The organism is Noviherbaspirillum phoenicis (genome assembly GCF_047237965.1).
Lineage (GTDB): Bacteria > Pseudomonadota > Gammaproteobacteria > Burkholderiales > Burkholderiaceae_D > Noviherbaspirillum_A.
Map to the genome: position 1 here is coordinate 4,042,223 of NZ_JBDFLX010000001.1, position 23,231 is coordinate 4,065,453.

Annotated in this window: 19 protein-coding genes and 1 other RNA gene; 17 read left to right on the forward strand and 3 right to left on the reverse strand. The window is 64.8% G+C overall.

What is annotated here, in order from left to right:
- The first annotated feature begins 208 nt into the window (after positions 1–208).
- Both ABC383_RS18045 and ABC383_RS18050 read left to right on the forward strand, forming a co-directional pair.
- Positions 209–1,801, forward strand: coding sequence for a YihY/virulence factor BrkB family protein (locus ABC383_RS18045; RefSeq protein WP_413015666.1), 1,593 nt, complete (start codon positions 209–211; stop codon positions 1,799–1,801).
- A gap of 64 nt (positions 1,802–1,865) precedes the next feature.
- Positions 1,866–2,363, forward strand: a complete 498-nt coding sequence (locus tag ABC383_RS18050; protein ID WP_413015668.1) for a cysteine peptidase family C39 domain-containing protein — start codon at positions 1,866–1,868, stop codon at positions 2,361–2,363.
- Here ABC383_RS18050 and ABC383_RS18055 read toward each other — a convergent pair.
- Both ABC383_RS18055 and ABC383_RS18060 read right to left on the reverse strand, forming a co-directional pair.
- Entirely contained in the window at positions 2,254–4,899 is a 2,646-nt protein-coding gene (locus ABC383_RS18055; RefSeq protein WP_413015670.1) for a hybrid sensor histidine kinase/response regulator, read from the reverse strand. The two genes, ABC383_RS18050 and ABC383_RS18055, sit on opposite strands and share 110 nt — an antisense overlap.
- A 20-nt stretch (positions 4,900–4,919) precedes the next feature.
- Entirely contained in the window at positions 4,920–5,732 is an 813-nt protein-coding gene (locus ABC383_RS18060) for an ABC transporter substrate-binding protein (protein ID WP_413015672.1), read from the reverse strand.
- A 201-nt stretch (positions 5,733–5,933) separates the two neighbouring features.
- On the opposite strand from ABC383_RS18060, the gene rnpB reads away from it, so the two are divergent.
- The 3 genes from rnpB to ABC383_RS18075 all read left to right on the forward strand — a co-directional run bounded on the left by rnpB (position 5,934) and on the right by ABC383_RS18075 (position 8,184).
- Positions 5,934–6,278: RNase P RNA component class A (gene rnpB / locus ABC383_RS18065), an RNA gene on the forward strand.
- Between the two features lie 62 nt (positions 6,279–6,340).
- Positions 6,341–6,847 carry a hypothetical protein gene (locus ABC383_RS18070; RefSeq protein WP_413015674.1) on the forward strand — a complete coding sequence of 169 codons (507 nt, stop codon included), beginning with the start codon at positions 6,341–6,343 and terminating at the stop codon, positions 6,845–6,847.
- Complete coding sequence (locus tag ABC383_RS18075) at positions 6,844–8,184, forward strand: GAF domain-containing protein (RefSeq protein ID WP_413015676.1); 1,341 nt, start codon at positions 6,844–6,846, stop codon at positions 8,182–8,184. The genes ABC383_RS18070 and ABC383_RS18075 overlap by 4 nt, the downstream gene beginning before the upstream one ends.
- Before the next feature lie 6 nt (positions 8,185–8,190).
- On the opposite strand, the gene ABC383_RS18080 is transcribed toward ABC383_RS18075, so the two are convergent.
- Positions 8,191–8,907, reverse strand: coding sequence for a hemerythrin domain-containing protein (locus ABC383_RS18080; RefSeq protein WP_413015678.1), 717 nt, complete (start codon positions 8,905–8,907; stop codon positions 8,191–8,193).
- A gap of 622 nt (positions 8,908–9,529) precedes the next feature.
- Here ABC383_RS18080 and mraZ point away from each other — a divergent pair.
- From mraZ to ABC383_RS18140, 12 genes are read left to right on the forward strand one after another with little or no spacing between them, the layout of a single operon-like run.
- The gene (gene mraZ, locus ABC383_RS18085; RefSeq protein WP_194714101.1) at positions 9,530–9,958 is read left to right on the forward strand and encodes a division/cell wall cluster transcriptional repressor MraZ; all 429 of its coding nucleotides are present in this window, start codon (positions 9,530–9,532) and stop codon (positions 9,956–9,958) included.
- A 6-nt stretch (positions 9,959–9,964) separates the two neighbouring features.
- The gene (rsmH, locus tag ABC383_RS18090; protein WP_413015680.1) at positions 9,965–10,942 is read left to right on the forward strand and encodes a 16S rRNA (cytosine(1402)-N(4))-methyltransferase RsmH; all 978 of its coding nucleotides are present in this window, start codon (positions 9,965–9,967) and stop codon (positions 10,940–10,942) included.
- Positions 10,939–11,211, forward strand: coding sequence for a cell division protein FtsL (gene ftsL / locus ABC383_RS18095; protein WP_194714099.1), 273 nt, complete (start codon positions 10,939–10,941; stop codon positions 11,209–11,211). The genes rsmH and ftsL overlap by 4 nt, the downstream gene beginning before the upstream one ends.
- Positions 11,208–12,977 (forward strand): peptidoglycan D,D-transpeptidase FtsI family protein, encoded by a 1,770-nt coding sequence (locus ABC383_RS18100; protein WP_413016418.1) that lies wholly within the window; start codon positions 11,208–11,210, stop codon positions 12,975–12,977. Before ftsL ends, ABC383_RS18100 begins: the two co-directional genes overlap by 4 nt.
- Complete coding sequence (locus tag ABC383_RS18105; RefSeq protein WP_413015682.1) at positions 12,977–14,512, forward strand: UDP-N-acetylmuramoyl-L-alanyl-D-glutamate--2,6-diaminopimelate ligase; 1,536 nt, start codon at positions 12,977–12,979, stop codon at positions 14,510–14,512. The genes ABC383_RS18100 and ABC383_RS18105 overlap by 1 nt, the downstream gene beginning before the upstream one ends.
- Positions 14,512–15,888, forward strand: a complete 1,377-nt coding sequence (locus ABC383_RS18110; protein WP_413016420.1) for a UDP-N-acetylmuramoyl-tripeptide--D-alanyl-D-alanine ligase — start codon at positions 14,512–14,514, stop codon at positions 15,886–15,888. The genes ABC383_RS18105 and ABC383_RS18110 overlap by 1 nt, the downstream gene beginning before the upstream one ends.
- 1 nt (position 15,889) lies before the next feature.
- Complete coding sequence (gene mraY / locus ABC383_RS18115; RefSeq protein WP_194714096.1) at positions 15,890–17,059, forward strand: phospho-N-acetylmuramoyl-pentapeptide-transferase; 1,170 nt, start codon at positions 15,890–15,892, stop codon at positions 17,057–17,059.
- Positions 17,059–18,549, forward strand: coding sequence for a UDP-N-acetylmuramoyl-L-alanine--D-glutamate ligase (murD, locus tag ABC383_RS18120; protein ID WP_413015684.1), 1,491 nt, complete (start codon positions 17,059–17,061; stop codon positions 18,547–18,549). Before mraY ends, murD begins: the two co-directional genes overlap by 1 nt.
- Positions 18,546–19,748 carry a putative lipid II flippase FtsW gene (gene ftsW, locus ABC383_RS18125; protein WP_413015686.1) on the forward strand — a complete coding sequence of 401 codons (1,203 nt, stop codon included), beginning with the start codon at positions 18,546–18,548 and terminating at the stop codon, positions 19,746–19,748. Before murD ends, ftsW begins: the two co-directional genes overlap by 4 nt.
- Positions 19,745–20,836, forward strand: a complete 1,092-nt coding sequence (gene murG / locus ABC383_RS18130; protein WP_413015688.1) for an undecaprenyldiphospho-muramoylpentapeptide beta-N-acetylglucosaminyltransferase — start codon at positions 19,745–19,747, stop codon at positions 20,834–20,836. The genes ftsW and murG overlap by 4 nt, the downstream gene beginning before the upstream one ends.
- The gene (gene murC / locus ABC383_RS18135; protein ID WP_413015690.1) at positions 20,833–22,230 is read left to right on the forward strand and encodes a UDP-N-acetylmuramate--L-alanine ligase; all 1,398 of its coding nucleotides are present in this window, start codon (positions 20,833–20,835) and stop codon (positions 22,228–22,230) included. The genes murG and murC overlap by 4 nt, the downstream gene beginning before the upstream one ends.
- Positions 22,227–23,228, forward strand: a complete 1,002-nt coding sequence (locus tag ABC383_RS18140) for a D-alanine--D-alanine ligase (protein ID WP_413015691.1) — start codon at positions 22,227–22,229, stop codon at positions 23,226–23,228. The genes murC and ABC383_RS18140 overlap by 4 nt, the downstream gene beginning before the upstream one ends.
- Positions 23,229–23,231: the final 3 nt, after the last annotated feature.

A 23,231-nucleotide genomic window follows, 5' to 3' on the forward strand; every position in this document is an offset into this window, starting at 1 on the left:
TTCAACCGCAGGGGCAGCCTGTTGAGCATCCCTTGATGCAGACGATAGACGCAGGTCAATAGGCCACGCCCTATGTGCGCCTGCGTACCGATGACCGAGAGGCAGCCAGAGTATGATTTTTGCAAGACTCGCTGCATATCGCCATTGCGATGCCGATACGCAGCGCCGCCCGGCAACGAATCAGCACCGACGCCCACAAGACCCAGCCATGAACGAATTACGTGATTTTCCCTCCAGGAACGCTGTCCCTGTCGATGACCATGGCAATGCCCTGCTCAGCTACCGGCCCGTGCACCCCAACCTGGTCGAGCGTGTGAAGAAGCCTGCTGCCGTCACCGGCGCCATGCTGGGCGCGGCCGCGCTGGGTTACCTCGCCCTGCTGACCAAGGGCCGCCTGACGTCGAAGCGGCCGCTGACGCCGCAGGAAGCGGCGCACAGGCTGGCTGCCAAGCCGGCGCCCGGCATGCCCGCCGGCCGCCTGCCTGCCGCGCCGCCGACCGGCATCGCCAGGGTCGCCGCGCCTGCCGCCGTCGCGCCTGCAGGGGCCGCCGCGGCAGGAAGCGGCGTCAAGCCGCGCCATGCCAGGGCAAAGGCGGCGCACAAGGAAATCCGGCGCCAAGGTTCATGGCGCCAGCTGTTCAATACAGGGAAATCGCTGATGGCCCTGTTCAATGCGGTGGCCGCATTGAAGGCCGCCCAGAACCACGTCGACCCGGTGCCCACGCCCGATGCGCCGCATGGCGCCGTGCCGCCGCCGGCCACCAGTGTCGAGACGCTGGCGGCCACGGGCCAGCCGGCAAACGCCGGTGCGAAGGCCGCGGCCAGTACTCAGGCTGCCACGGCGGTTGCCCCAGCGGCCGGCCAGCCCGCCTTCAAGCCCGTGCCCAGGGGCTCCCTGCTGACCCGCACCTGGCACTTGATCAAGGCAGCCGTGTCGTCGTGGGTGGATGACTTTGCGCCCAGCATGGGCGCGGCCCTGTCGTACTACACCGTGTTTTCGCTGGCGCCGATGCTGTTGATCGTCATCGGCGTGGCCGGCCTGATCTTTGGCGCGGAGGCGGCGCGCGGCGAGATCGTGACCCAGTTGCGTGGCCTCATGGGCGAGCAGGGCGCGATTGCGGTGGAAGAGCTGCTCAAATCGGCCAGCGATCCCGGCAAGGGCATCCTGGCCACCATCGTCGGCTTCGGCACGCTGCTGGTAGGCGCCACCGCGGTGTTCGCCGAACTGCAAAGCTCGCTGGACCGGATCTGGCGCACGCCGGCGCCGCCGAATGAAAGCGGCATCTGGGGCATCATCCGCACCCGCATCCTTTCGTTCGGCCTGATCCTCGGGTTGGGCTTCCTGATGATCGTGTCGCTGGTGCTCTCCGCTGCGCTTGCGGCGCTGGGTAACTGGTGGGGCAGTTACCTGGGCAACTGGGAGTTCGTGCTGCAGGCGCTGAACTTCGTGGTGTCCTTTGGCGTGGTTACCGTCGTCTTTGCCGCCATCTACAAGTTCATGCCGCACGCAACCATCGCGTGGAGGAATGTCTGGGTGGGCGCCATCGTCACCGCACTGCTTTTCACCATAGGCAAGTTCCTGATCAGCCTGTACATCGGCAAGAGCGGCGTTGCCTCCGGCTTCGGCGCCGCCGGCTCGTTCGCCGTATTGCTGGTATGGGTCTATTACTCGGCGCAGATCTTCCTGCTCGGCGCCGAATTCACCTGGGTGTATTCGCATCGCAACGATCCGCCGCCGAATGCGGCGCCGGTGCCCGCGCGCAGCGACGTCGATCAGGCAGCGGCGGCGGCAACTGCCTGATATCAACCTATTGCCGGGGGCCAGGGAGCCTTCCGGCCCAAGAAGAAGAATACGGCAACAAGATATGGTCAAGTTCATCAGCCGGGAAGCCTATTTCTGGATACTGCAGCGTCTCTGCGCGATCTATCGCGCACCGGTTCCCGACGAGCCAGCCCAACGGCTGGCCGCCTCGTTTCATTCCCCTGAAAGCCTGCTGCAGAGCGCGCGCATGTTCGGCTTCGATACCGCGTCGCGCAACTGCAAGCCGGAGCGGCTGTGCAAGGAGCCGTTCCCGCTGATTGCCTGGCAGAGGGGGCAGGGCAGGCAGTCGGCACCGTCGGCGTTGCGGGAAGTGCTGCGGCCGGTGCTGCTGCTGCGGGCGGACCAGCGCAATGTGCTGATTCTTGCGCCCGGCGACGCCGTTCCCAACACGGTACCGCTGGCCGAATTCGCGCGCAGCTTCACCGGGGCGATTACCTCGGTGCAGCTGCACGAGGCGCGCCGGCAGGCTGCGCCGACCCCGCCGCCTCGGGCAGCGGCGGTAGCCAGCGCTGCAGCAGTTCGGTCAGCATGTCGCGCGTGATCGGCTTGGGAAGGTAGTCATCCATGCCGGCTGCCAGGCAGCGCTCGCGGTCACCCTCGGCGGCGTTGGCCGTCATCGCCACCACGATCAGGTGGCTGAGCGTACCGGATTCGGCCGCACGGATGCGGCGCGTGGCTTCGAAACCGTCCATCAGCGGCATCTGGCAGTCCATCAGCACCAGCGCATAGTCGTGCAGCGCCATCGCTTTCAGCGCTTCCTCGCCGTTGGACGCGACGTGGGCGTCGTAGCCCAGCCGGGCCAGCTGATGCAGCGCCACCTTCTGGTTGGTCAGGTTGTCTTCCACCAGCAAAATCCGGCGGTCGGCGTCTTCCGCGGCCGGCGCTGCGTGCGGCGCACTGGCGACCGGGCGGAGAGGCGATGGCGCGTGCTGCAGGTAATGCCGGTGCTCCAGCGCAAAGACAAGCGCCTGGTGGAAGGCCGCCTGACGCAGGGGGCGGCGCAACGTCGCATGAAAAGCCAGCTGGTCGTACGTCGCTGACGCATCCTCGGCCATCAGCACCAGCCGCATGCCGGGGTGCGATTGCGCCAGCGCAGCGGCGATTGCTGCCGACATCGGCATGCCGCCGTCGATGACGGCCAGCGCATGGGGCGCGCTGGCCGCCAGTGCCAGCGCCTGTTCCCGCGTGGCGGCACATTGCGGCTGCATGCCCCAGGCGGCCAGGTAGGAAGCCAGCACACTGGCGTGACCCGGCAGGGCGCAGACCACCAGGGCATGCGATGCCGGCAGGGGTGCTACCGCCGCCGGCTGTGCCACTTCGGCCAGATGCAGCTCGAACCGGAAGGTGGTGCCCTCGCCGGGCCGGCTTTCGACGTCGATGCGCGAGCCCATCAGGCCCAGCAGCCGCTTGCAGATCGACAGGCCAAGTCCGGTGCCGCCGTATTTACGGGTGACTGAATTATCGGCCTGGATGAAAGGCTCAAACAGCCGCGCCAGGGCCTGCTCATCGATGCCTATGCCGGTGTCGCTCACTTCAAACACGACCCGGCAGCCATTGCCGACGCGTTCGCGCAGGCTGACCCGCAGCACGACCTCGCCCGACTGCGTGAATTTCACCGCGTTGTCGATCAGGTTCAGCAGGATCTGGCGTATCCGGCCGCCATCGGCCCTGACCACCGCAGGCACGGCGGGATCGACAAAGCTGATCAGCGCAAGCCCACGGCTGGCGGCGCGGCCGATCAGGGCGTCGACGCAGCCTTCGGCCAGCGGCAGCAGCGGGCAGTCGACCAGTTCAATATCCATCTTGCCGGCTTCGATCTTCGAGAAGTCCAGCACATCGTTGATGATGGCCATCAACGCGCGCCCCGAGTCCTCGATGGTCCGGGCAAACTCGTCCTGCTGTGCACTGAGCTGGGTTTCGCGCAGCAGCGCGGCCATCCCCAGCACGCCATTCATCGGCGTGCGGATCTCATGGCTCATGGTGGAAAGGAAGATGCTCTTGGCGGCATTGGCCTGTTCCGCCGCTTCCTTTGCCTTGCGCAGTTCCTCGCGCGTGCGCTCGCCATCGAGGATGGTCTTGTGCAGCGCGGTGGTGTAGAGCAAGGCCAGCGCAGCGGCGAAGATGCCGATCAGCCTCAGCTTGTGGGCCGACTGTTCCCAGGCAACCAGCGCATGCTGCTCCGACAAACCAACCACCGCCACCACGGGAAAATTGCGGCTGGCGCGAAAGTTCACCAGCGTGTTGTCATCCGTTTCCTCTGCGCTCTTGCGAATGAGATCGAAACGGCCGAACTGCTGGTCATTGTTGAGGGCATCGAACATGGGCAGCCGGGCGCTGCGGCTGCCGATCACAAAGGGCGCATCCGGCGTTGCAGCCAGCACCATGCCCTGATAGTCAAACAGCGCTTCATAGCCGGCATCGCTGCGCGGGCCCGAGCGGTGGTCCGGAAACAGGTAGGCCGGATTGACCAGCGCCAGCAGGGTCAGGCTGGCGCCGCCCACTTTGACCAGTCTGGCGAAGGGAATCACATATACGCCGCGCTCGCGGTACTGGCCTTCCATGCCGGCGTCGATGCTGTCGTCGAGCTCATGCAGGTCGCGCACGAACAGCGGGCGGCCGCTGTTGAGGCCGGCGCCGATCTCGTTGCGAAAGCCCAGCTGCTGCAGCGAAAATCTGCGGGCGATGTTGTCCTCGTTCGAACTGCTGACCACGCGCCCGCCGGCATCGAGCACCGATACTGAGCGCAAGTGGGTGGAACTGGAGGCGATGGTGTCGAGCAGGGCCTGCACATCCACGCCGCCCGGATTGCCGCTTTGCCGCTGCGCCGGCAGCATCAGCATCTTGCTGATGGCCGTGAAATTATTGTCCACGCTGGACAGCGTGCGGCTGACGTGGCTTTCCAGCATGCTGGCCAGGAGCCGCCCGCGCGCATCCTCGGTGCCCAGCTCGTTCTGCCGGTCATGCCTCAGCAGGACCAGGGTGCCGGCGAGAATGCCGATGCCGCACAGGATGCCCACGGCCACCAGAAAATGCCGCATGCGCCTGGTGTGCCGGCCGAAAGAGATCGCAAGCTTCATCGTCGCGTCATCCCGGCGTGTCAGCGGTCGAGGACGACCGGGTCCAGCTTGTGCTTGCGCGCGAAGCGGAGCAGGCGGCCATCCTTGCGGATGATCTCCATGAAGGCATCGACCCGGTTGCGCAGGCTGGCGTCGCCAGGCGCGAGCGCATAGGCATAGTCGGTAGGATGAAATGGCGCCGGCGGAGGCACCAGCCTTGCCCAGTCGGTCAGGTCCAGCATGCGTCGGCTATAGGGAAAGTCGGTCATGAAGGCGTCGGCGCGCCCCGACTCGACTTCCTGCTCGCGGCTCTGCGGCGGGCTCACCATCATCAGCCTGGCATGCTTGAGCACCTTCCGCATCACGGGCTCCATCAGCGTGCCGGCCTGCACTGCAATCACGCGTCCGGGCTTGTCGATGTCCTGCCACTGCCGGATCGCGCCGGAAGAGCGGGAAGCAATCGCGTAAATGTCGCTGCGCATGTAGGGCCTGGTGAACTGCAGGCGGCTTTGCCGTGCCGGCGTGATGCCGACCGCGTGCATGGCGATATCGCAGTCGTCATCGATGAGCTTGTCGATGAGCTGGATGAAGCTGCTGTCGACATAGCGGATCGCCACGCCCAGCTCCAGGCCCAGTTCATTGGCGATATCGATATCGAAACCGGACAGCAGGCGTGTCTTCGGGTTGCGGTAGGTAACACCGTAATAGTTGGGCCAGATGCATACCCGCAATTCCTTGCTGTCAAGGACACGGTCGAGACGGGAAGGCGCCGCGACCGCCTGGGTTGCCAGGCCGGCGCCTGCAAAGGCGAGGATGGCTGCGGCCAGTCGCAGCGGTCGGATGCGGGAATACATGCTTGTGGTGTCCTGGAGAAGCGAAAGGGCTGCTGGTATCTTGCGGCGCCAAATGGAGCAGGGCGGCGTCGGGCGGGTAATAAATTTCTAACCGTCAATTTTCCCTCAAATCGTCCCTTTTCGGAACTTGCCGGCGGCGCATTGTCACGCCAAAAGCCGAACGGCGCCTGGCGTGTGGCGTATTCGGCTACAATGGCGCCCGAAGCAGGCCAGACAGCCGCTGGTTCGCACGGCACTCGTTGCCGGACGGACGGGAGGAAGGTCCGGACTCCATAGAGCAGGGTGACGGTTAACGGCCGTCCGCTGAAAGTCGCAAGACATAAGGCGAGGAATAGGGCCACAGAGACGAGCGTATTAAGTTACGGTGAAACGCGGTAACCTCCACCTGGAGCAATTCCAAATAGGCACGCGTTGATGTTGCTCGCGGAGCGTGCGGGTAGGAAGCTTGAGCCGTGGAGTAATTCACGGCCTAGAGGAATGGCTGTCATAGCGAACGGTTTGCGCCGTTCGCCGTAACAGAATCCGGCCTATCGGCCTGCTTCATTTACAAATTCAGGCGTGGCCTGGTGTTACAATTCCGGCAATCTTCAGTACGGGTTGTGCACGCCATGGCTATCGCTCCCGCTCCCCTCATAGATGAAACCCAGGCCGCTTTCCTGCAGGGCGGCGTGTCCATCAGCGCCGCGTCGAGCGGCGCGCAAGCTGCGTCAAGCTTTCCCAGCCTGTGCCGTGTCCTTGCCTGCGAGGTCGCGCCCGACCGCCGCCGGCTGACGGTGCTGGTGTCGCGCACACAGGCTGCCGCGTTGCTGCGGGATGTCGGCGAGAGCGGTCGGCTGGCGGTCGTCTTCAGCCAGCCTTCCACGCACCGCACGCTGCAGATCAAGGGAGAAGAAGCGCAGATCGGGCCAGTCACCGCACAGCAACTGGAAGCAATGCGGCAGCATCGCGATGCTTTCGTCGCCGAGGTGGTGCCGCTGGGTTTTGCCGACGCCCCGGTGCGCCTGCTGCTGACCTGCGACGACGACGAGATCGTGGCCATCCGTTATACCCCGGTCGCCGTATTCGACCAGTCGCCCGGCCCGCGCGCCGGCAATATGCTCAGGGCGGCGCCATGAGCCTGCCGCTTGAGGGTATCCGCGACTGCTTCGAGGGCGTCATACCGGCCACCATGGCAACCACCGGGGCGGACGCCATGCCCAATATCGCCTATCTCTCGCATGTTCACTATGTGGATGCGCATCACATTGCGCTGTCCTACCAGTTCTTCAACAAGACCCGGCAGAACATCCTCGCCCGTCCCTGGGCGCGATTGCAGGTTACCAGCCCAGTCACCGGCGCGCAGTACCAGTTGGCGCTCAGCTTCTTGCGCACCGAAACATCGGGACCGCTGTTCGAAAACATGAAAGCCAGGCTGGCCGGCATTGCTTCCCATACCGGCATGGGCAATGTGTTCCGGCTGCTCGGCGCCGACATCTACCGGGTGCACGAGGTGACGCAGGTGCCCAGCCCGACGCTGCCGGCGCCGGCCTACCGCAATCCCTTGCCCGGACTGCGGGCCGCGGTCGAAGCGCTGGCCTGCTGCGCCGATCTCGAAACATTGCTGGCGGCCACGCTGAATTGCCTGCGCAGCCAGTTCAATATAGAACACGCGATGGTGCTGATGGCCGACGGCGCGCGCGAACGCTTGTATACAGTGGCCAGTCATGGCTATGAGAATTCCGGCGTCGGCTCGGAAATTCCATTCGGCCAGGGCGTGATCGGCGTCGCCGCGCGCGAGCGCACGCCGATCCGCATCGGTCATATGACATCGGAATATGCCTATAGCCGGGCGATCCGCGAAAACCTTCGCAAAGACAATGGCGCGGCCGCGATCGAGCTCGAAATTCCCCTTCCGGGCCTGACCGATCCGCACAGCCAGATGGCGGTTCCCGTTCTTGCCTGCCAGCGCCTCCTGGGCGTGCTGTATGTGGAAAGCGGCGAGGACCTGCGCTTTGGCTATGACGACGAAGACGTGCTGGCCTCGCTGGCAAGCCACCTGGGCGCAATGATCTTCCTGCTGCAGGGCGCGGCAGAGGAAGCGGCGGATACGCCGCTGCCCGCGCCGCCCGACGAACTGCCGCGCCAGGGCATGCCCCTGGTGGTGCGGCATTTCGCCAGCAACGACAGCATTTTTCTGGACGAGGACTACCTGATCAAGGGTGTTGCCGGCGCCATTCTCTGGAACATACTGCGCGACTACGCGGCCAGCCGCCGGGTTGCCTTCACCAATCGCGAACTGCGCCTGGACAGCCGTATCCGCCTGCCGGATCTGGCCGATAACCTGGAGGCGCGGCTGCTGCTGCTGTCGCGCCGCCTGCTGGAGCGCCAGGCGGCTGTCCAATTGCAGAAAACCGGTCGTGGCAAGTTCCAGCTGTGCGTGTCGCGGCCGGTCCAGCTTCTGGAGCAGGCCTGAACAAGCTCAGGCTGCCATCGGCTCCGGGGCCAGTGCCGCCGCCAGCCGGTTCCAGTCGTCCGCTGCCAGGCTGTCCCGGGCGAGGCCGAGCATCGCTTCGAATGCGGCAGGCGGCGCCTCGGCGCGCATGCCCGCCATCAGCTGCTCGCGTTCGCCCGGACTGGAACCGATCAGGATCCAGCGGGTAGACGTCGCCATTTCCAGCGGCGTCAGGGCTGCCAGGATGTCGTGGTGCAGCGCCACCAGTTCCTGGTCGCTGTAGCAGGCCTGCAGCACGGCATTATTGGCGTTTTCCTCGGTATCCATATGCAGCAGGTTCTCGCCGACGAAGACGGCCAGTTCCCGCTGCAGCCTGCTCCAGGCTGCCGGCCTGCCCTGCGGCGCGCCCTGTTCCAGCGCCTCGCCAGCCGCCCTGATCGAAGCCACCGCGCGGGCATGGTGGAGATGGTCTTCTGCCGTGCCAGCAGAAGAGCCGGGCTGACGCCGTTCCATGGCCGCATGCACGAAGCGGTCTTCGTGCACAATATGGTCGCTGCAGAATTCGAGCATATCCCGCAGCTGCTTCATGGCATCGGCGATTGCCTGCCTGTCTTCGATATCCAGCGTGGCGACGCGGGCAAGGGTATGACACAGGAAAGCGCGCACCGCTTTATGGATGCCCGCATAGATGTTGAATCGTTGCGCGGCTGCATTGCTTTCAATACTGGAATATTCGGTTGGCATTTCAGTCTCCATGGGTCCGGATGGTTGTCAAACCGTGTCATGCACGGATGAAGCCCATGGTAGGCGTCGAGCGAACGATCGTTTGCTAAAACTTCCTTCAGCAAATCTTAAAAAAATCCTAAAGCAAACCCCAGCATGCAATGACGTGGAATTTACCTTACTAATGGTTAAAAAAGCATGTGTCAGGAAAATGTCTGGCTCCCAATCGGTGTTAAATAAAAGCAACAATTCCATTCAAAAACCTTGGTTAAATGCACATATTTGGTGCTAAAAAACGGCAATTTCGTTGAATATCTTCAATATACATATGGAAACTGTTTTTTAAGGGAAACAGATAAACACATGTGTATACATAAGAAGCTTCTTTGATTAAATGAGATAAGCTATTGATTTTTATATTCTTTTTATTTTAAGCAGTTCTTGAGCGAAATCCGCTAAGTCCTTGACTTAATTGGAGAAAATGCACTGCCGTCGTCGGATATTCCTTGACCGCAAATAGAGCATCCTCTAAAGTGGGCGGCAGTGTGAAAAAGTGTATTTTTGTGGGTTATTTTTGATGTGCAGGGCCCGGGCATGAAGCATTGCGGCGCAAGCCAAAAACGAAAAAACAAAGGAATCCAGGGTGTTTCAAGGCGCGTCTGCACTAACTCTCGATGCGAAGGGCAGGATGACTATTCCTTCCAAGCATCGTGACGCGCTTGCAGTGCAATGCGAAGGCCGGGTCACGCTGACCAAGCATCCGCACGGCTGCCTGCTGTTCTTTCCGCGCCCGGTATGGGAAATCCACCGTGAGCAGATTGCAGCATGGCCAATGTCCGCACGAGCCTGGCAACGAATTTTTTTGGGCAACGCGTCGGATGTCGAAATGGATACCGCCGGACGCATATTGATTGCGCCGGAACTGCGCAGCGCGGTGGGGCTGTCGCGGGAGGTGATGATGCTCGGCATGGGCAGTCATTTCGAGATCTGGGATGCGGCCAAACTCGCCGAAAGCGAGGCGCAGGCGGTGGCGGACGGCATGCCCGATGTGTTGAACAATTTTTCCTTCTAGCCCGTGATGACTGAGAACACGGTGCCAGAGTTGCAGCACCGTACGGTGCTGCTGGAAGAGGCGGTCGATGCACTGGCGATCGAAGGCGCGCGCGCGGATGGCATCTTTGTGGACGGCACATTTGGCCGTGGCGGGCATAGCCGCCGGATACTTGAACGACTGGGCGCGAAGGGCCGCCTGATTGCATTCGACAAGGATCCGCAGGCGATTGCCGTGGCCCACGCGCTGATGCGGTCCGACAGCCGATTTGAGGTAGTGCATGACAGCTTTGCCACGATCAGCGAGGCGCTGCGGGAACGCGGCGTCGACCAGGTCGACGGCATCTTGCTGGACTTGGGAATTTCCTCGCCGCAGGTCGACGATGCGGCGCGGGGATTCAGTTTTCGGATGGACGGTCCGCTAGACATGCGCATGGACACGACCCGCGGCATCTCGGCGGCGCAGTGGCTGGCAACGGCGGAACAGCAATTGATTGAAAAGGTGATACGGGATTATGGGGAAGAACGGTTTGCTTTTCAGATTGCAAAGGCGATTGTTGCTGGCCGGTCAGTCGCGCCAATTTCAAGCACACGACAGCTTGCCGAGATCGTGGCACGCGCCGTCAAGACCCGCGAGAAAGGCAAGGACCCGGCAACTCGCACCTTTCAGGCTATCCGGATTTTCATCAATCGGGAGCTTGAAGAACTCGAAATAGGCTTGCTCGGCGCATTTGACCGGCTGGCTCCGAACGGAAGGATGGCTGTGATCAGCTTTCATTCGCTGGAAGACCGCATGGTCAAGCAATTCCTTGCCGCCCGTGCCAATGCGCCGCAACCCGACCGTCGCCTGCCTATCCGAGCCGTGGACCTGCCGCAGCCGGAAATGAAGCTGCTTGCCAAGATGAAGCCGTCCGCCACCGAAATCGCCGACAATCCACGCGCCCGTTCCGCAGTGATGCGCGTCGCCCTGCGTCTCGCCCAGCAATCCGCCGGGAGCCGCCAGTGAGCGCCCGGCTGTGCATCGTGCTGACCGCGCTGCTGGCTGGCAGCGCGCTGTCATTGGTCAACGCGCAATACCAGGCGCGCCGCCTGTTCATCGAGATCGAGCGGGCGCAGACCGTCGCCCGTCAGCTCGAAGTGGAATGGTCGCAGCTACAACTTGACCAGTCCACGCTGGGCAAGCATGCCCGCATTGAAGCCAACGCACGGCGCGATCTCAATATGGTGCCGCTGACTCCCGCACGCACGCAATACATTACCGGAGAGGCCAGATAATGCGCGCCGCTTCCCGCCCCAACTCGCGCCGCGCCACTGCACGCGGCGTTCCCTTTTCTGCCAGTCCTCTGCTTGCGGTGAAACTGCCGCCGTGGCGTTCGCGCCTGGTGCTGTTCATGATGTTCGCGGCATTCCTGGCGCTGGCCGGCCGCGCGCTGTGGCTGCAGGGACTGTCCACCGAATTCCTGCAAAAGCAGGGCGAGGCGCGTTACGCCCGCACGCTGGAACTGCCGGCAACGCGCGGCAGGATCACCGACCGCAATGGCGAAGTGCTCGCCTCCTCGGTGCCGGTCAAGGCGGTATGGGCCATACCCGATGACGTGCTGGAAGCGCCGGCAGACAAGCTGCATGCGCTGGCCGGCCTGCTGGAGATGCCCGAATCCGAACTGCGCAAGAAGCTCGACTCGGACCGCAACTTCGTCTATCTGAAGCGCCAGGTCGAGCAGGAAACCGTGGACAAGGTGCTCAAGTTGGGCATTGCCGGCATCGAGACCCGCAAGGAATACAAGCGCTTCTATCCGCAGGGCGAGGTCATGGCCCATGTGGTGGGCTTCACCAATGTGGAAGATGCCGGCCAGGACGGCATGGAGCTGGGCATGCAGAAAACCCTGGCCGGCGTCACCGGCAGCCGCCGCGTGATCAAGGACCGCCTGGGCCGCATCGTCGAGGACATTGCCGCCGTGCGCGAGCCGCATGACGGCCGCGACCTGGTGCTGTCGCTCGACAGCAAGCTGCAGTACATCGCCTTCACCCACCTGAAGGAGGCGGTCGAGAAGTTCAAGGCCAAGGCAGGCGGCGTGGTGGTGGTGGACGTCAAGACCGGCGAGGTGCTGGCGCTGGCCAACCTGCCGACCTATAACCCGAACAACCGCTCGATCCTGACCGGCGCCATGCTGCGCAACCGCGTCATCACCGACACCTATGAGCCAGGCTCGACGCTGAAGCCGTTCACCATCGCGCTGGCGCTCGACACCAAGCGGGTCACCCCGAACACCACCGTGCAGACCGCGCCCGGCAAGCTGACCATCGGCACGGCCACTATCGGCGACGCCCATGCGCATGGCCTGCTGACGGTGTCGCAGGTGATCCAGAAGTCGTCCAACGTCGGCACCGCGAAGATCGCGCTGCAGATGCAGCCGCAGGAAATGTGGGAAATGTTCACCACGGTGGGCTTCGGCCAGCAGCCCAAGCTGGGCTTCCCGGGCGCGGTGGCAGGAAGGGTGCGTCCCTACAAGGCCTGGCGGCCGATCGAGCAGGCCACCATGAGCTATGGCCACGGCATTTCGGTGTCGCTGCTGCAGATCGCCCATGCCTATACCATCTTTGCCCGTGACGGCGATTTGATTCCGCTGTCGTTCCAGAAGCTTAACGCGCCGCCGGTAGGCCAGCGCGTGATCACGGAGAAGACGGCGCGCGACATGCGCGCGATGCTGGAAATGGCCGCCGGTCCGGAAGGCACCGCGCCCAAGGCGCAGGTCCCTGGCTACCGGGTGGCCGGCAAGACCGGCACTGCCCACAAGCTGGTGGGCGGCCGCTATGCCAACAAGTATGTATCGTCCTTCGTCGGCTTTGCGCCCGCGTCCGATCCGCGCGTGATCATCGCCGTGATGATCGACGAGCCGACCGGCTCGCACTATGGCGGTGAAGTCGCCGCGCCGGTGTTTTCCAATATCGTCGGCAGCACGCTGCGGGCGATGAATGTCGGCCCCGACTCCACCGTCACCAGCATCATCGTGCCGGCCAACGCGCCCCAGGAGAGCATGTAATGGCGGACGGCACGGTCCGCATCGACGACATCGTTGCCTGGCTGCGATCGGCGGCGCCATCGGCGCAGCTGACGTCGGACTCGCGCCTGCTCAATGCAGGCGATGTGTTTTTCGCCTATCCCGGCGACAGCGCCGACGGCCGCAACTATATAACCGCGGCCCTGCAACGCGGCGCCGCCGCGGTGCTGTATGACGATGGCGACGCGTATGCATGGCCTGGCGCGGCCGATGTGCCGCATCGCGCCGTCACTGGCCTGAAGCAGCTGGCCGGCGAGATCGCCGGCGCATGGTACGGCCGTCCGGACAGCCAGATGCATGTGGTGGCGGTTACCGGCACGAATGGCAAGACTTCCTGCAGCCAGTGGCTCGGTCGCGTGCTGTCGAAGCAGGGCGAGCCGACGCTGGTGGTCGGCACGCTGGGGACCGGCGTCTACCGCAATGGCATGGCCGGCAGCTTCAGCAGCACCGGCTACACCACGCCCGACGCGGTGCTGCTGCAGCGCCGCCTGGCGCAGGCCCGCGCCAGCGGCGCCCGCGCGCTGGCGATCGAGGCTTCGTCCATCGGCCTGGACCAGGGCCGGCTCAATGGCCTGCACATCGACATCGCGCTGTTTACCAATTTCACCCGCGACCATCTGGACTATCACGGCGACATGCCGGCCTATGAAGCGGCCAAGCGTGGCCTGTTCGACTGGCCCGGCCTGCGCCACGCGGTGATCAACCTCGATGACGAGATGGGGCAGCGCCTGGTTGCGCATCTGCGCAGCCGCCCCGAAGTCAGCGTCATCGGCTATAGCCTGACCGGCGCCGAAGCAGGCGCCGCGCCGGTCCTGCGCGCCAGCGAGATTCGCTCCAGCCAGGGCGGCACCGTGTTTCAGATGAGCACGCCGCAAGGCGCAACCCAGGTTCGCACGCAACTTGTTGGCCAGTTCAATGTCAGTAACGTGCTTGGCATCGCTGGCGTGCTGATGGCCCGCGGCCTGGCGCTGCGCGCCGTGGTCGAGTTGCTGGAAGGATTGCAGCCGGTGCCGGGCCGCATGCAGCAGCTCGGCGGCGCCGAGGCGCCGCTGGTGGTCATCGACTATGCGCATACGCCCGATGCGCTGACAAAAACCCTCGCCACACTGCGCGAGGTCGCCCGGCAACGGCATGGCCGCCTGTGGTGTGTATTCGGTTGCGGCGGCGACCGTGATCCCGGCAAGCGGCCCCAGATGGGTGTGGCCGCCACGGCGGCGGATCACGTGATCGTCACCAGCGACAATCCGCGCGGCGAAAATCCTGCGGACATCATTGAACAGATTATTGAGGGCATGAAGATTTCCAATGCAATGCACAGCGCGCCGCACGTGATTGAAGACCGTGCGGCCGCCATCCTTTACGCAGTCAAGCATGCGTCGCGGGCCGACGTGGTGCTGCTGGCCGGCAAGGGCCATGAAACCTACCAGGAGATCAAGGGACGCAAGCTGCCGTTCCAGGATGCCGACCATGCCGCGCTGTCGCTGGCGGCGCGGGTCACCATGAAGGGCATGCTGTGATCCGGTCTTCCCTGACGCAACTGCAGTCGCGCCTGACGTCTGCGCGCCTGACGGCGGCCGCCGCCTTCCAGGGCATTTCCACCAACAGCCGGGAAATCAGGCCGGGCAGCCTGTTCGTCGCGCTGCGCGGCGAGCGTTTCGACGCGCATGACTTCCTCGCCGAGGTGGCGGCCAGCGGCGCGGCCGCGGTGCTGGCGGAGAAGGTGCCGCAAGACTATCCGCTGCCAGCGCTGCTGGTGCCCGATAGCCGCGTTGCCCTGGGCGAAGTGGCTGCCTACTGGCGCCGCCAGTTCGCCATTCCCGTGATCGGCGTCACCGGCAGCAATGGCAAGACCACGGTCAAGGAAATGATCGCGTCCATCCTCGCCGCCGAGTTTGGTTCCGACAACTACCTTGCCACCCGCGGCAACCTGAACAACGACATCGGCGTGCCGCTGACCCTGTTCCGCATGGATGACGAGCAGAAGGCCGCGGTGGTTGAGCTGGGCATGAACCATCCGGGCGAGATCGCGCAGCTGGCCGCCATTGCGCAGCCGACGGTGGCGCTGGTCAACAATGCCCAGCGCGAACACCAGGAATTCATGGCCAGCGTGGAAGCGGTGGCGCAGGAAAACGGCTCAGTGATCAGCGCGCTGCCAGCCGACGGGATCGCGGTGTTTCCGGCCGACGATCCGTACAGCCCGCTGTGGCGCAGCCTGGCCAAGGCCAGCGGCAAGCGCAAGATCCTCACCTTCGGCCTGTCGCTCGACGCCAATGTCAGCTGCACCTATGTGCCGCAGGCTTTCGGCAGCGCGATGACGGTGCGGGTCGGGCAGCGCGAGTTCTCGCTGCGCCTGGCCGCGGCCGGCGCCCACAATGTGCGCAATGCGCTGGCGGCCATCGCCTGCGCGCTTGCCATTGGCATCCACAGGCGCGCCATCGTGCAGGGGCTGGAAAGCTTCGTGCCGGTGAATGGCCGGCTGCAGCACAAGCGCGCACGCAACGGCGCCACCGTGGTCGACGACACCTACAATGCCAATCCCGATTCGGTGAAGGCCGCCATTGATGTGCTGGCGCTGGCGCCGGCGCCGCGTGTGCTGGTGCTGGGCGACATGGGCGAAGTCGGCAGCGAGGGCCGCAAGTTTCATGAGGAAATCGGCGCCTATGCCAGCGGCCGCGGCATCGATCACCTGCTGACCCTGGGCGAACTGGCGGCCAGCGCCGCCAACGCGTTCGGCGCACGCGCCCGCCACCACGACAGCGTGGACAAGCTCAACGAGGCGGTCTCTGCATTGGCGACGCCGCACACGACCGTGCTGGTCAAGGGCTCGCGCTTCATGCGCATGGAGCGCGTGGTGCAGCACCTGGCGGGTGAACCGGTGCGGGAGGCGCACTAGCATGCTGCTCTGGCTGGCGCAATTTTTCCAGGACGAATTCGGTCCGCTGCGGGTATTCAACTTCATCACGTTCCGCGCCGTGTTCGCCACGCTGACCGCGCTCGCCATCGGCCTGTTTTCCGGCCCGGCGGTGATCCGCATGCTGACCCGCATGAAGGTCGGGCAGGCGGTGCGCACCGATGGTCCACAGACCCATCTGATCAAGTCCGGCACGCCAACCATGGGCGGCGCGCTGATCCTGATTTCCATCGGCATCTCCACGCTGCTGTGGAGCGACTGGAGCAACCGCTTCATCTGGCCGGTGCTGGTGGTGACGCTCGGCTTCGGCGCGATCGGCTGGGTCGATGACTACCGCAAGGTGGTGTACAAGGACCCGAAGGGCATGGCATCGAAGGAGAAGTACTTCTGGCAGTCCCTGATCGGCCTGGGCGCGGCGCTGTACCTCGCCTTTTCGGTGTCGGGCATTTCCAACGCCAATGTGCTGCAGCTGTTCATGGACTGGGTGAAGTCGGGCTTCTCGATGGACCTGCCGCCCAAGGCCGACTTCATCGTGCCCTTCTTCAAGACCATCAGCTATCCGCTGGGCGTCTGGGGCTTCATCGCGCTGACCTATTTCGTCATCGTCGGCACCAGCAACGCGGTCAACCTGACCGACGGCCTGGACGGCCTGGCCATCATGCCGACCGTGATGGTCGGCACCGCGCTGGGGCTGTTCGCCTACCTGACCGGCAGCGCGACCTATTCCCGCTACCTGTTCATTCCGCACATTCCGGGCGCGGGCGAGCTGATCATCTTCTGCGGCGCCATGGCCGGCGCCGGCCTGGCCTTCCTCTGGTTCAACGCCCATCCGGCCCAGGTGTTCATGGGCGACGTCGGCGCACTGGCGCTGGGCGGCGCGCTGGGCACCATTGCCGTCATCGTGCGCCAGGAAATCGTGCTGTTCATCATGGGCGGCGTGTTCGTGGTGGAAACCCTGTCGGTGATGCTGCAGGTCGGCTATTTCAAGTACACCAAGGCCCGCTTCGGCACCGGCCGCCGGGTGCTGCTGATGGCGCCGCTGCATCATCACTATGAACAGAAGGGCTGGAAGGAAACCCAGGTCGTCGTGCGTTTCTGGATCATCACGATGATGCTGGTGCTGTTTGGTCTGTCGACATTGAAGCTGCGCTAATGAACTATCAAGGCAAACAGGTACTGGTGCTGGGGCTCGGTGAATCCGGGCTGGCGATGGCGCTCTGGCTAGGACGCTGCGGCGCCGCCGTGCGCGTGGCCGACACCCGCGAAGCGCCCGATCGCCTGCCGCAACTGCGGCAGGCCTTGCCTGCGGCCGGCTTCATCGGCGGCGCCTTCAGCGCCGATCTGCTGGACGGCATCGACATCGTCGCGGTCAGCCCGGGCCTGGCGCCGGGCCGCGAACTGGCACCGCTGATGACGCCGGCTGCCGAACGCGGCATCCCGGTCTGGGGCGAAATGGAATTGTTTGCGCAGGCGCTGGATGCGCTGCGCAAAGAGCAGGGCTATGCGCCCAAGATACTGGCCATCACCGGCACCAATGGCAAGACCACGGTCACCAGCCTGACCGGCCTCCTGGTGCAACGGGCCGGCCTGTCGGCGCAGGTGGCCGGCAATATCAGCCCGTCCGCGCTGGACATGCTGCGCGCACGGCTCGACGCTGGCGACCTGCCGCAGGTCTGGGTGCTCGAACTGTCGAGCTTCCAGCTGCACGGCTGCGCCAGCCTGCGGCCGGATGCGGCAACCGTGCTTAATATCACGCAGGATCACCTCGACTGGCATGGCGACATGGCGGCCTATGCCGCGGCCAAGGCAAGGATCTTCGGCGCCGGCACGGTGCGCGTGCTCAATCGCGACGATGCGCTCAGCATGAAGATGGCCGGCAAGGATGCGCCGCTGGTCACCTTTGGCGGCGACCAGCCCGATCAGCCGGACTGCCTTGGCCTGACCCAGGAAAACGGCATGCTGTGGCTGACCCTGGCGGTGGCGGCGGAGGAGGGCGAGCGCAAGCGCCGCAAGAAGGACGATGCCGCGCTGCCGGTGCTGCACAAGCAACTGATGCCGGCCGACGCGCTGCAGATCCGTGGCCGCCACAACGCGATGAACGCGCTGGCGGCGCTGGCGCTGTGCCGCGCCATCGGCCTGCCGCTGGCGCCGCTGCTGCATGGCCTGCGCGAATACCGCGGCGAGCCGCATCGCGTCGAACTGGTGGCCAACGTGGCCGGGGTGGATTATTACGACGACAGCAAGGGCACCAACGTGGGCGCGACCGTGGCTGCGCTCAACGGCCTCGGCGCCGGCCGCGCCGCACCGCACCTGCTGCTGATTGCCGGCGGCGACGGCAAGGGACAGGACTTCAGCCCGCTGGCCGGGCCGGTGGCGCGCCATGCCCGCACGGTGTTCCTGATCGGCCGCGATGCCGGCGCGATCCGGGCGGTGCTGGCCGACACCGGCGTTGAAATGATCGGCTGCGACACCCTGGAGCAGGCGGTGGAGCGTGCCGGCGCGCTGGCGCGGGCCGGCGAAGCCGTCCTGCTGTCGCCAGCCTGCGCCAGCATGGACATGTTCCGCAACTATGCGCACCGGGCCGAAGTCTTTGTCGATGCGGTGCGTGAACTGGCGCTGGCGCGGGGCGAGGTCATTGCATGAAATTCGCGCTGCCCTTCTTTTCCCGCGGCACACCCGCATCCGAGGCACTGGCCCAGCGCCAGCAGCTTGCCGCCTATGACCAGGTGCTGGTCTGGGTCACCGTGCTGCTGATGCTGTTCGGCATGGTCATGGTGTATTCCGCCTCGATCGCACTGCCCGATTCACCCAAGTACGCGTCCTACCAGAACACCCATTTCCTGGTGCGCCAGGCCAGTTTCATCACGGTTGCGCTGATATGCGGCGCACTTGCCTTCAGGGTGCCAATGAAGACCTGGCAGAAGCTGGCGCCGTATCTCTTCGTTTTTACCCTGGTGCTGCTGGTGCTGGTGCTGGTACCCGGCCTGGGCAAGGGCGTCAACGGCGCCAAGCGCTGGCTGTCGTTCAAGGTATTCAACCTTCAGCCTTCCGAACTGATGAAGCTGTTCATGGTGCTGTACGCGGCCGACTACACGGTGCGCAAGCAGCAGCACATGCACCGGTTCACCAAGGGTTTCATGCCAATGGCGATGGCGGTTGGCTGCGTCGGCCTGCTGCTGCTGCTGGAGCCCGACCTCGGCGCCTTCGGCGTAATCGTCTGCATCGCCATGGGCATCCTGTTCCTGGGCGGCATCAACGGCGTCTGGTTCGGGGGCATCGCTTCCATCCTGGTGGTGGTATTCGGCCTGGTGATCGGCTTGTCGCCCTGGCGGCGCGAGCGCATCTTTGCCTATCTCAATCCCTGGACCGAGGAAAATGCGCTGGGCAAGGCGTACCAGCTGTCGCATTCGCTGATTGCCTTCGGCCGCGGCGAGCTGTTCGGCGTCGGCCTGGGCGGCAGCGTGGAAAAACTGCATTACCTGCCGGAAGCCCATACCGACTTCCTGCTGGCCGTGATCGGCGAGGAGCTGGGCTTTGTCGGCGTGCTGGTGGTGGTGGTGATGTTCTACTGGATTATCAAGCGCGCCTTCGAGATCGGCCGCCAGGCTATCGCGATCGACCTGACCTTCGCCGGCCTGACGGCAAAGGGCATTGGCCTGTGGATCGGCGTGCAGACCTTCATCAACATGGGCGTGAACCTGGGCCTGTTGCCGACCAAGGGCCTGACGCTGCCGCTGATGAGCTATGGCGGCTCGGGCGTGCTGATCAACTGCGTCGGCCTGGCCATTCTCTTGCGCATCGATTACGAGAACCGCATCCGCATGCGCGGAGGCCGGCTATGAAGCGCATGAAGCTGATGGTGATGGCGGCGGGCACCGGCGGCCATATCTTCCCGGGCCTGGCGATCGCCGAGACCATGAAGGCGCGCGGCTGGGATGTGTCCTGGCTCGGCACCGCGCGCGGCATGGAGCAGGAACTGGTGCCCAAGCATGGCGTGGCGATGGACAGCATCGATTTCTCCGGCATGCGCGGCAAGGGCCTGATGCATACGCTCTCCGGCGCCTTTCGCTTAAGCGCCAGCTTCGTGTCCTGCCTGCGCATCCTGGCGCGGCGCAACCCCGACGTGGTGCTGGGCATGGGCGGCTATGTCACCGTGCCGGGCGGCCTGATGGCGCGCCTGCGCGGCGTGCCGCTGGTGCTGGTCAATGCCGACGCCGCGCTGCTGCTGTCGAACAAGACGCTGACGCCGGTGGCGCGGCGGGTGCTGTTCGGCTTCCCGGCCGATTTCGGTGCGGCCGCCGGCAAGGCTTCCGTGACCGGCAATCCGGTGCGCCGTGAAATCACTGATCTGCCGCCGCCGGCGCAACGCTATGCCGGCCGCAGCGGTCCGCTGCGCCTCCTGGTGGTGGGCGGCAGCCTGGGCGCGAAGGCGCTCAATGATGCGGTGCCCGCGGCGATGGCGCTGCTGCCGGAGGAAAAGCGGCCGGTGCTGGCGCACCAGTCCGGCAAGCAGCATATCGACGCGCTGCGCCGCGCCTATGCCGACGCCGGCATCGAGGCGGAAGTGGTGGCCTTCATCGACGACATGCCGGCACGCTATGCCGAAGCTGACCTGGTGCTGTGCCGCGCCGGCGCGATCACGGTGTCGGAACTGACCGCGGCCGGCGTGGCCAGCGTGCTGGTGCCCTTCGTCGCTTCCACCACCAGCCACCAGCGCGACAACGCGCAGTGGATGGACGGGCAGGGCGCGGCGCTCTATCTACCGCAGAATGAACTGACGCCGCAGCGGCTGGCCGCGCTGCTGGCGGAAATGCCGCGCGAGCGCTGCGCGGCAATGGCCGAGGCGGCATACCGCAACGGCAGGCGCGACGCCAATCAGGCGATTGCGGATATCTTGGAAAAACTGGCGGCAACGCCAACGACAGCATGAAACATAAAGTAAAGAACATCCATTTCGTCGGCATCGGCGGCAGCGGCATGAGCGGCATTGCCGAGGTGCTGCTCAACCTGGGCTATACCGTGTCCGGTTCCGACATCGGCAGCAATGCCGCCACCGAGCGCCTGGTCCAGCTGGGCGCCAAGGTCAGCCGCGGCCATGAAGCCGCCCATATCGAGGGCGCCGACGCGGTGGTGACATCGACCGCGGTGAAAGCCGACAACCCGGAAGTGCTGGCCGCCCGCGCACGCCGCATCCCCATCGTGCCGCGCGCAATGATGCTGGCCGAACTGATGCGCCTGAAGAATGGCATCGCCATTGCCGGCACCCACGGCAAGACCACCACCACCAGCCTGGTGGCCAGCGTGCTGGCCCAGGGCGGGCTGGACCCGACCTTCGTGATCGGCGGCCGCCTGACCAGCGCCGGCGCCAATGCCAAGCTCGGTTCGGGCGACTTCATCGTGGCCGAGGCCGACGAATCGGACGCGTCCTTCCTGAACCTGTCTCCAGTGATCGAGGTCATCACCAACATCGATGCCGACCACATGGAGACCTATGACCACAGCTTCGCCAAGCTGAAGCAGGCCTTCATCGAATTCACCAACCGGCTGCCGTTCTACGGCGTGGCCATCCTGTGCCTGGATGACGCCAACGTGCGCGAAATCATGCCCTTCATTTCCAAGCCGGTGCTGACCTATGGCTTCCACCCGGAAGCGCAGGTGCGCGCAGTCGATGCCCGCGCCAGCGATGGCCTGATGCAGTTCACCGTGATCCAGGAAGGCTATGCGCCGATGGACATCAGCCTGAACCAGCCGGGCATGCACAACGTCCAAAATGCCTGCGCCGCCATTGCGATCGCGCGCGAACTGGGCGTGGCAGACAGCGCCACGCAGAAGGCGCTGACCGAATTCAATGGCGTGGGCCGCCGTTTCACCCGCTATGGCGACATCACGCTGCCCAACGGCACCAGCTTCACCCTGGTGGATGACTATGGCCACCATCCGGTGGAAACCGCGGCCACGCTGGCGGCGGCGCGCGGCGCCTATCCGGGCCGGCGCCTGGTGCTGGCCTTCCAGCCGCATCGCTATACCCGCACCCGCGACCTGTTCGAGGACTTCGTGAAGGTGCTGTCTTCCACCGACGCGCTGGTGCTGGCCGAAGTGTATGCGGCCGGCGAGCAGCCCATCGTCGCCGCCGACGGCCGTTCGCTGGCGCATGCCTTGCGCGTGCTGGGCAAGGTCGAGCCGGTGTTCGTCGAGGACATCGCCGACATGCCCGCCACCATTGCCGATGTCGTGAAGGATGGCGATGTGGTCATCACCATGGGCGCCGGTTCCATTTCCGGCGTGCCGGCCCAGCTGGCGCAGCGTGCAAGGGAGGCGGCATGACAAGCTCCAACCTGGCGCAGGAACTGGGCAAGGTCGGCGTGCTGTATGGCGGCCGCTCGGCCGAACGCGAAGTCTCGCTGATGTCAGGCGCCGGCGTGCTGGCAGCGCTGCGCGCCAGGGGCGTCGATGCGCATGGCTTCGATCCGGCCGAACAGGACCTGGCGCAGCTGGCCGCGCAACGGTTCGACCGCGTCTTCATCGCGCTGCATGGCCGCTACGGCGAGGACGGCACGCTGCAGGGCGCGCTGGAACAGCTCGGCATTCCCTATACCGGCTCGGGCGTGATGGCATGCGCGATCTCGATGGACAAGATCATGACCAAGCGCATCTGGCTGTCGCATGGCCTGCCGACGCCGCGCTTCATGACGCTGGACAAGCATGCCAGCAGCGAACAGTTGCAGGGCGTGGCCAAGGAACTCGGACTGCCGCTGATGCTCAAAGCGCCGCATGAAGGTTCCACCATCGGTATTTCCAAGATCGAATCGCCGCAGGCCATGCAGGCCGGCTTCGACGACTGCGCCCGCTACGACGACACGGTGCTGGCCGAGGCATTCATCCGCGGCCGCGAACTGACCGTGCCGGTGATGGGCGCCGGCCGCGATGCCCGTGCGCTGCCCGTGGTGGAAATCCGCGCGCCGCAGGGCAACTATGACTACGAGCACAAGTATTTCAGCGACGACACCGAATATCTGTGTCCGGCGCCGCTGGACGACGCGCTGACGACGCGCATCCAGGCGCTGGCGGTACAGGCCTATAACGCGCTGGGCTGCACCGGCTGGGCGCGCGTGGATTTCATGCTGCGCGCCCCGGACGATGAGCCCTTCCTGCTGGAGATCAATGCATCGCCCGGCATGACCGGCCATTCGCTGGTGCCGATGTCGGCCCGCGCCAGCGGCGTCAGCTATGAAGACCTGTGTCTGGAGATCGTCAGATCGGCCAGCCTGGACCTGCAACCCGCGGCCGGCTGGACGCCGTCCATGACAACCAAGAGCGAGTGACGG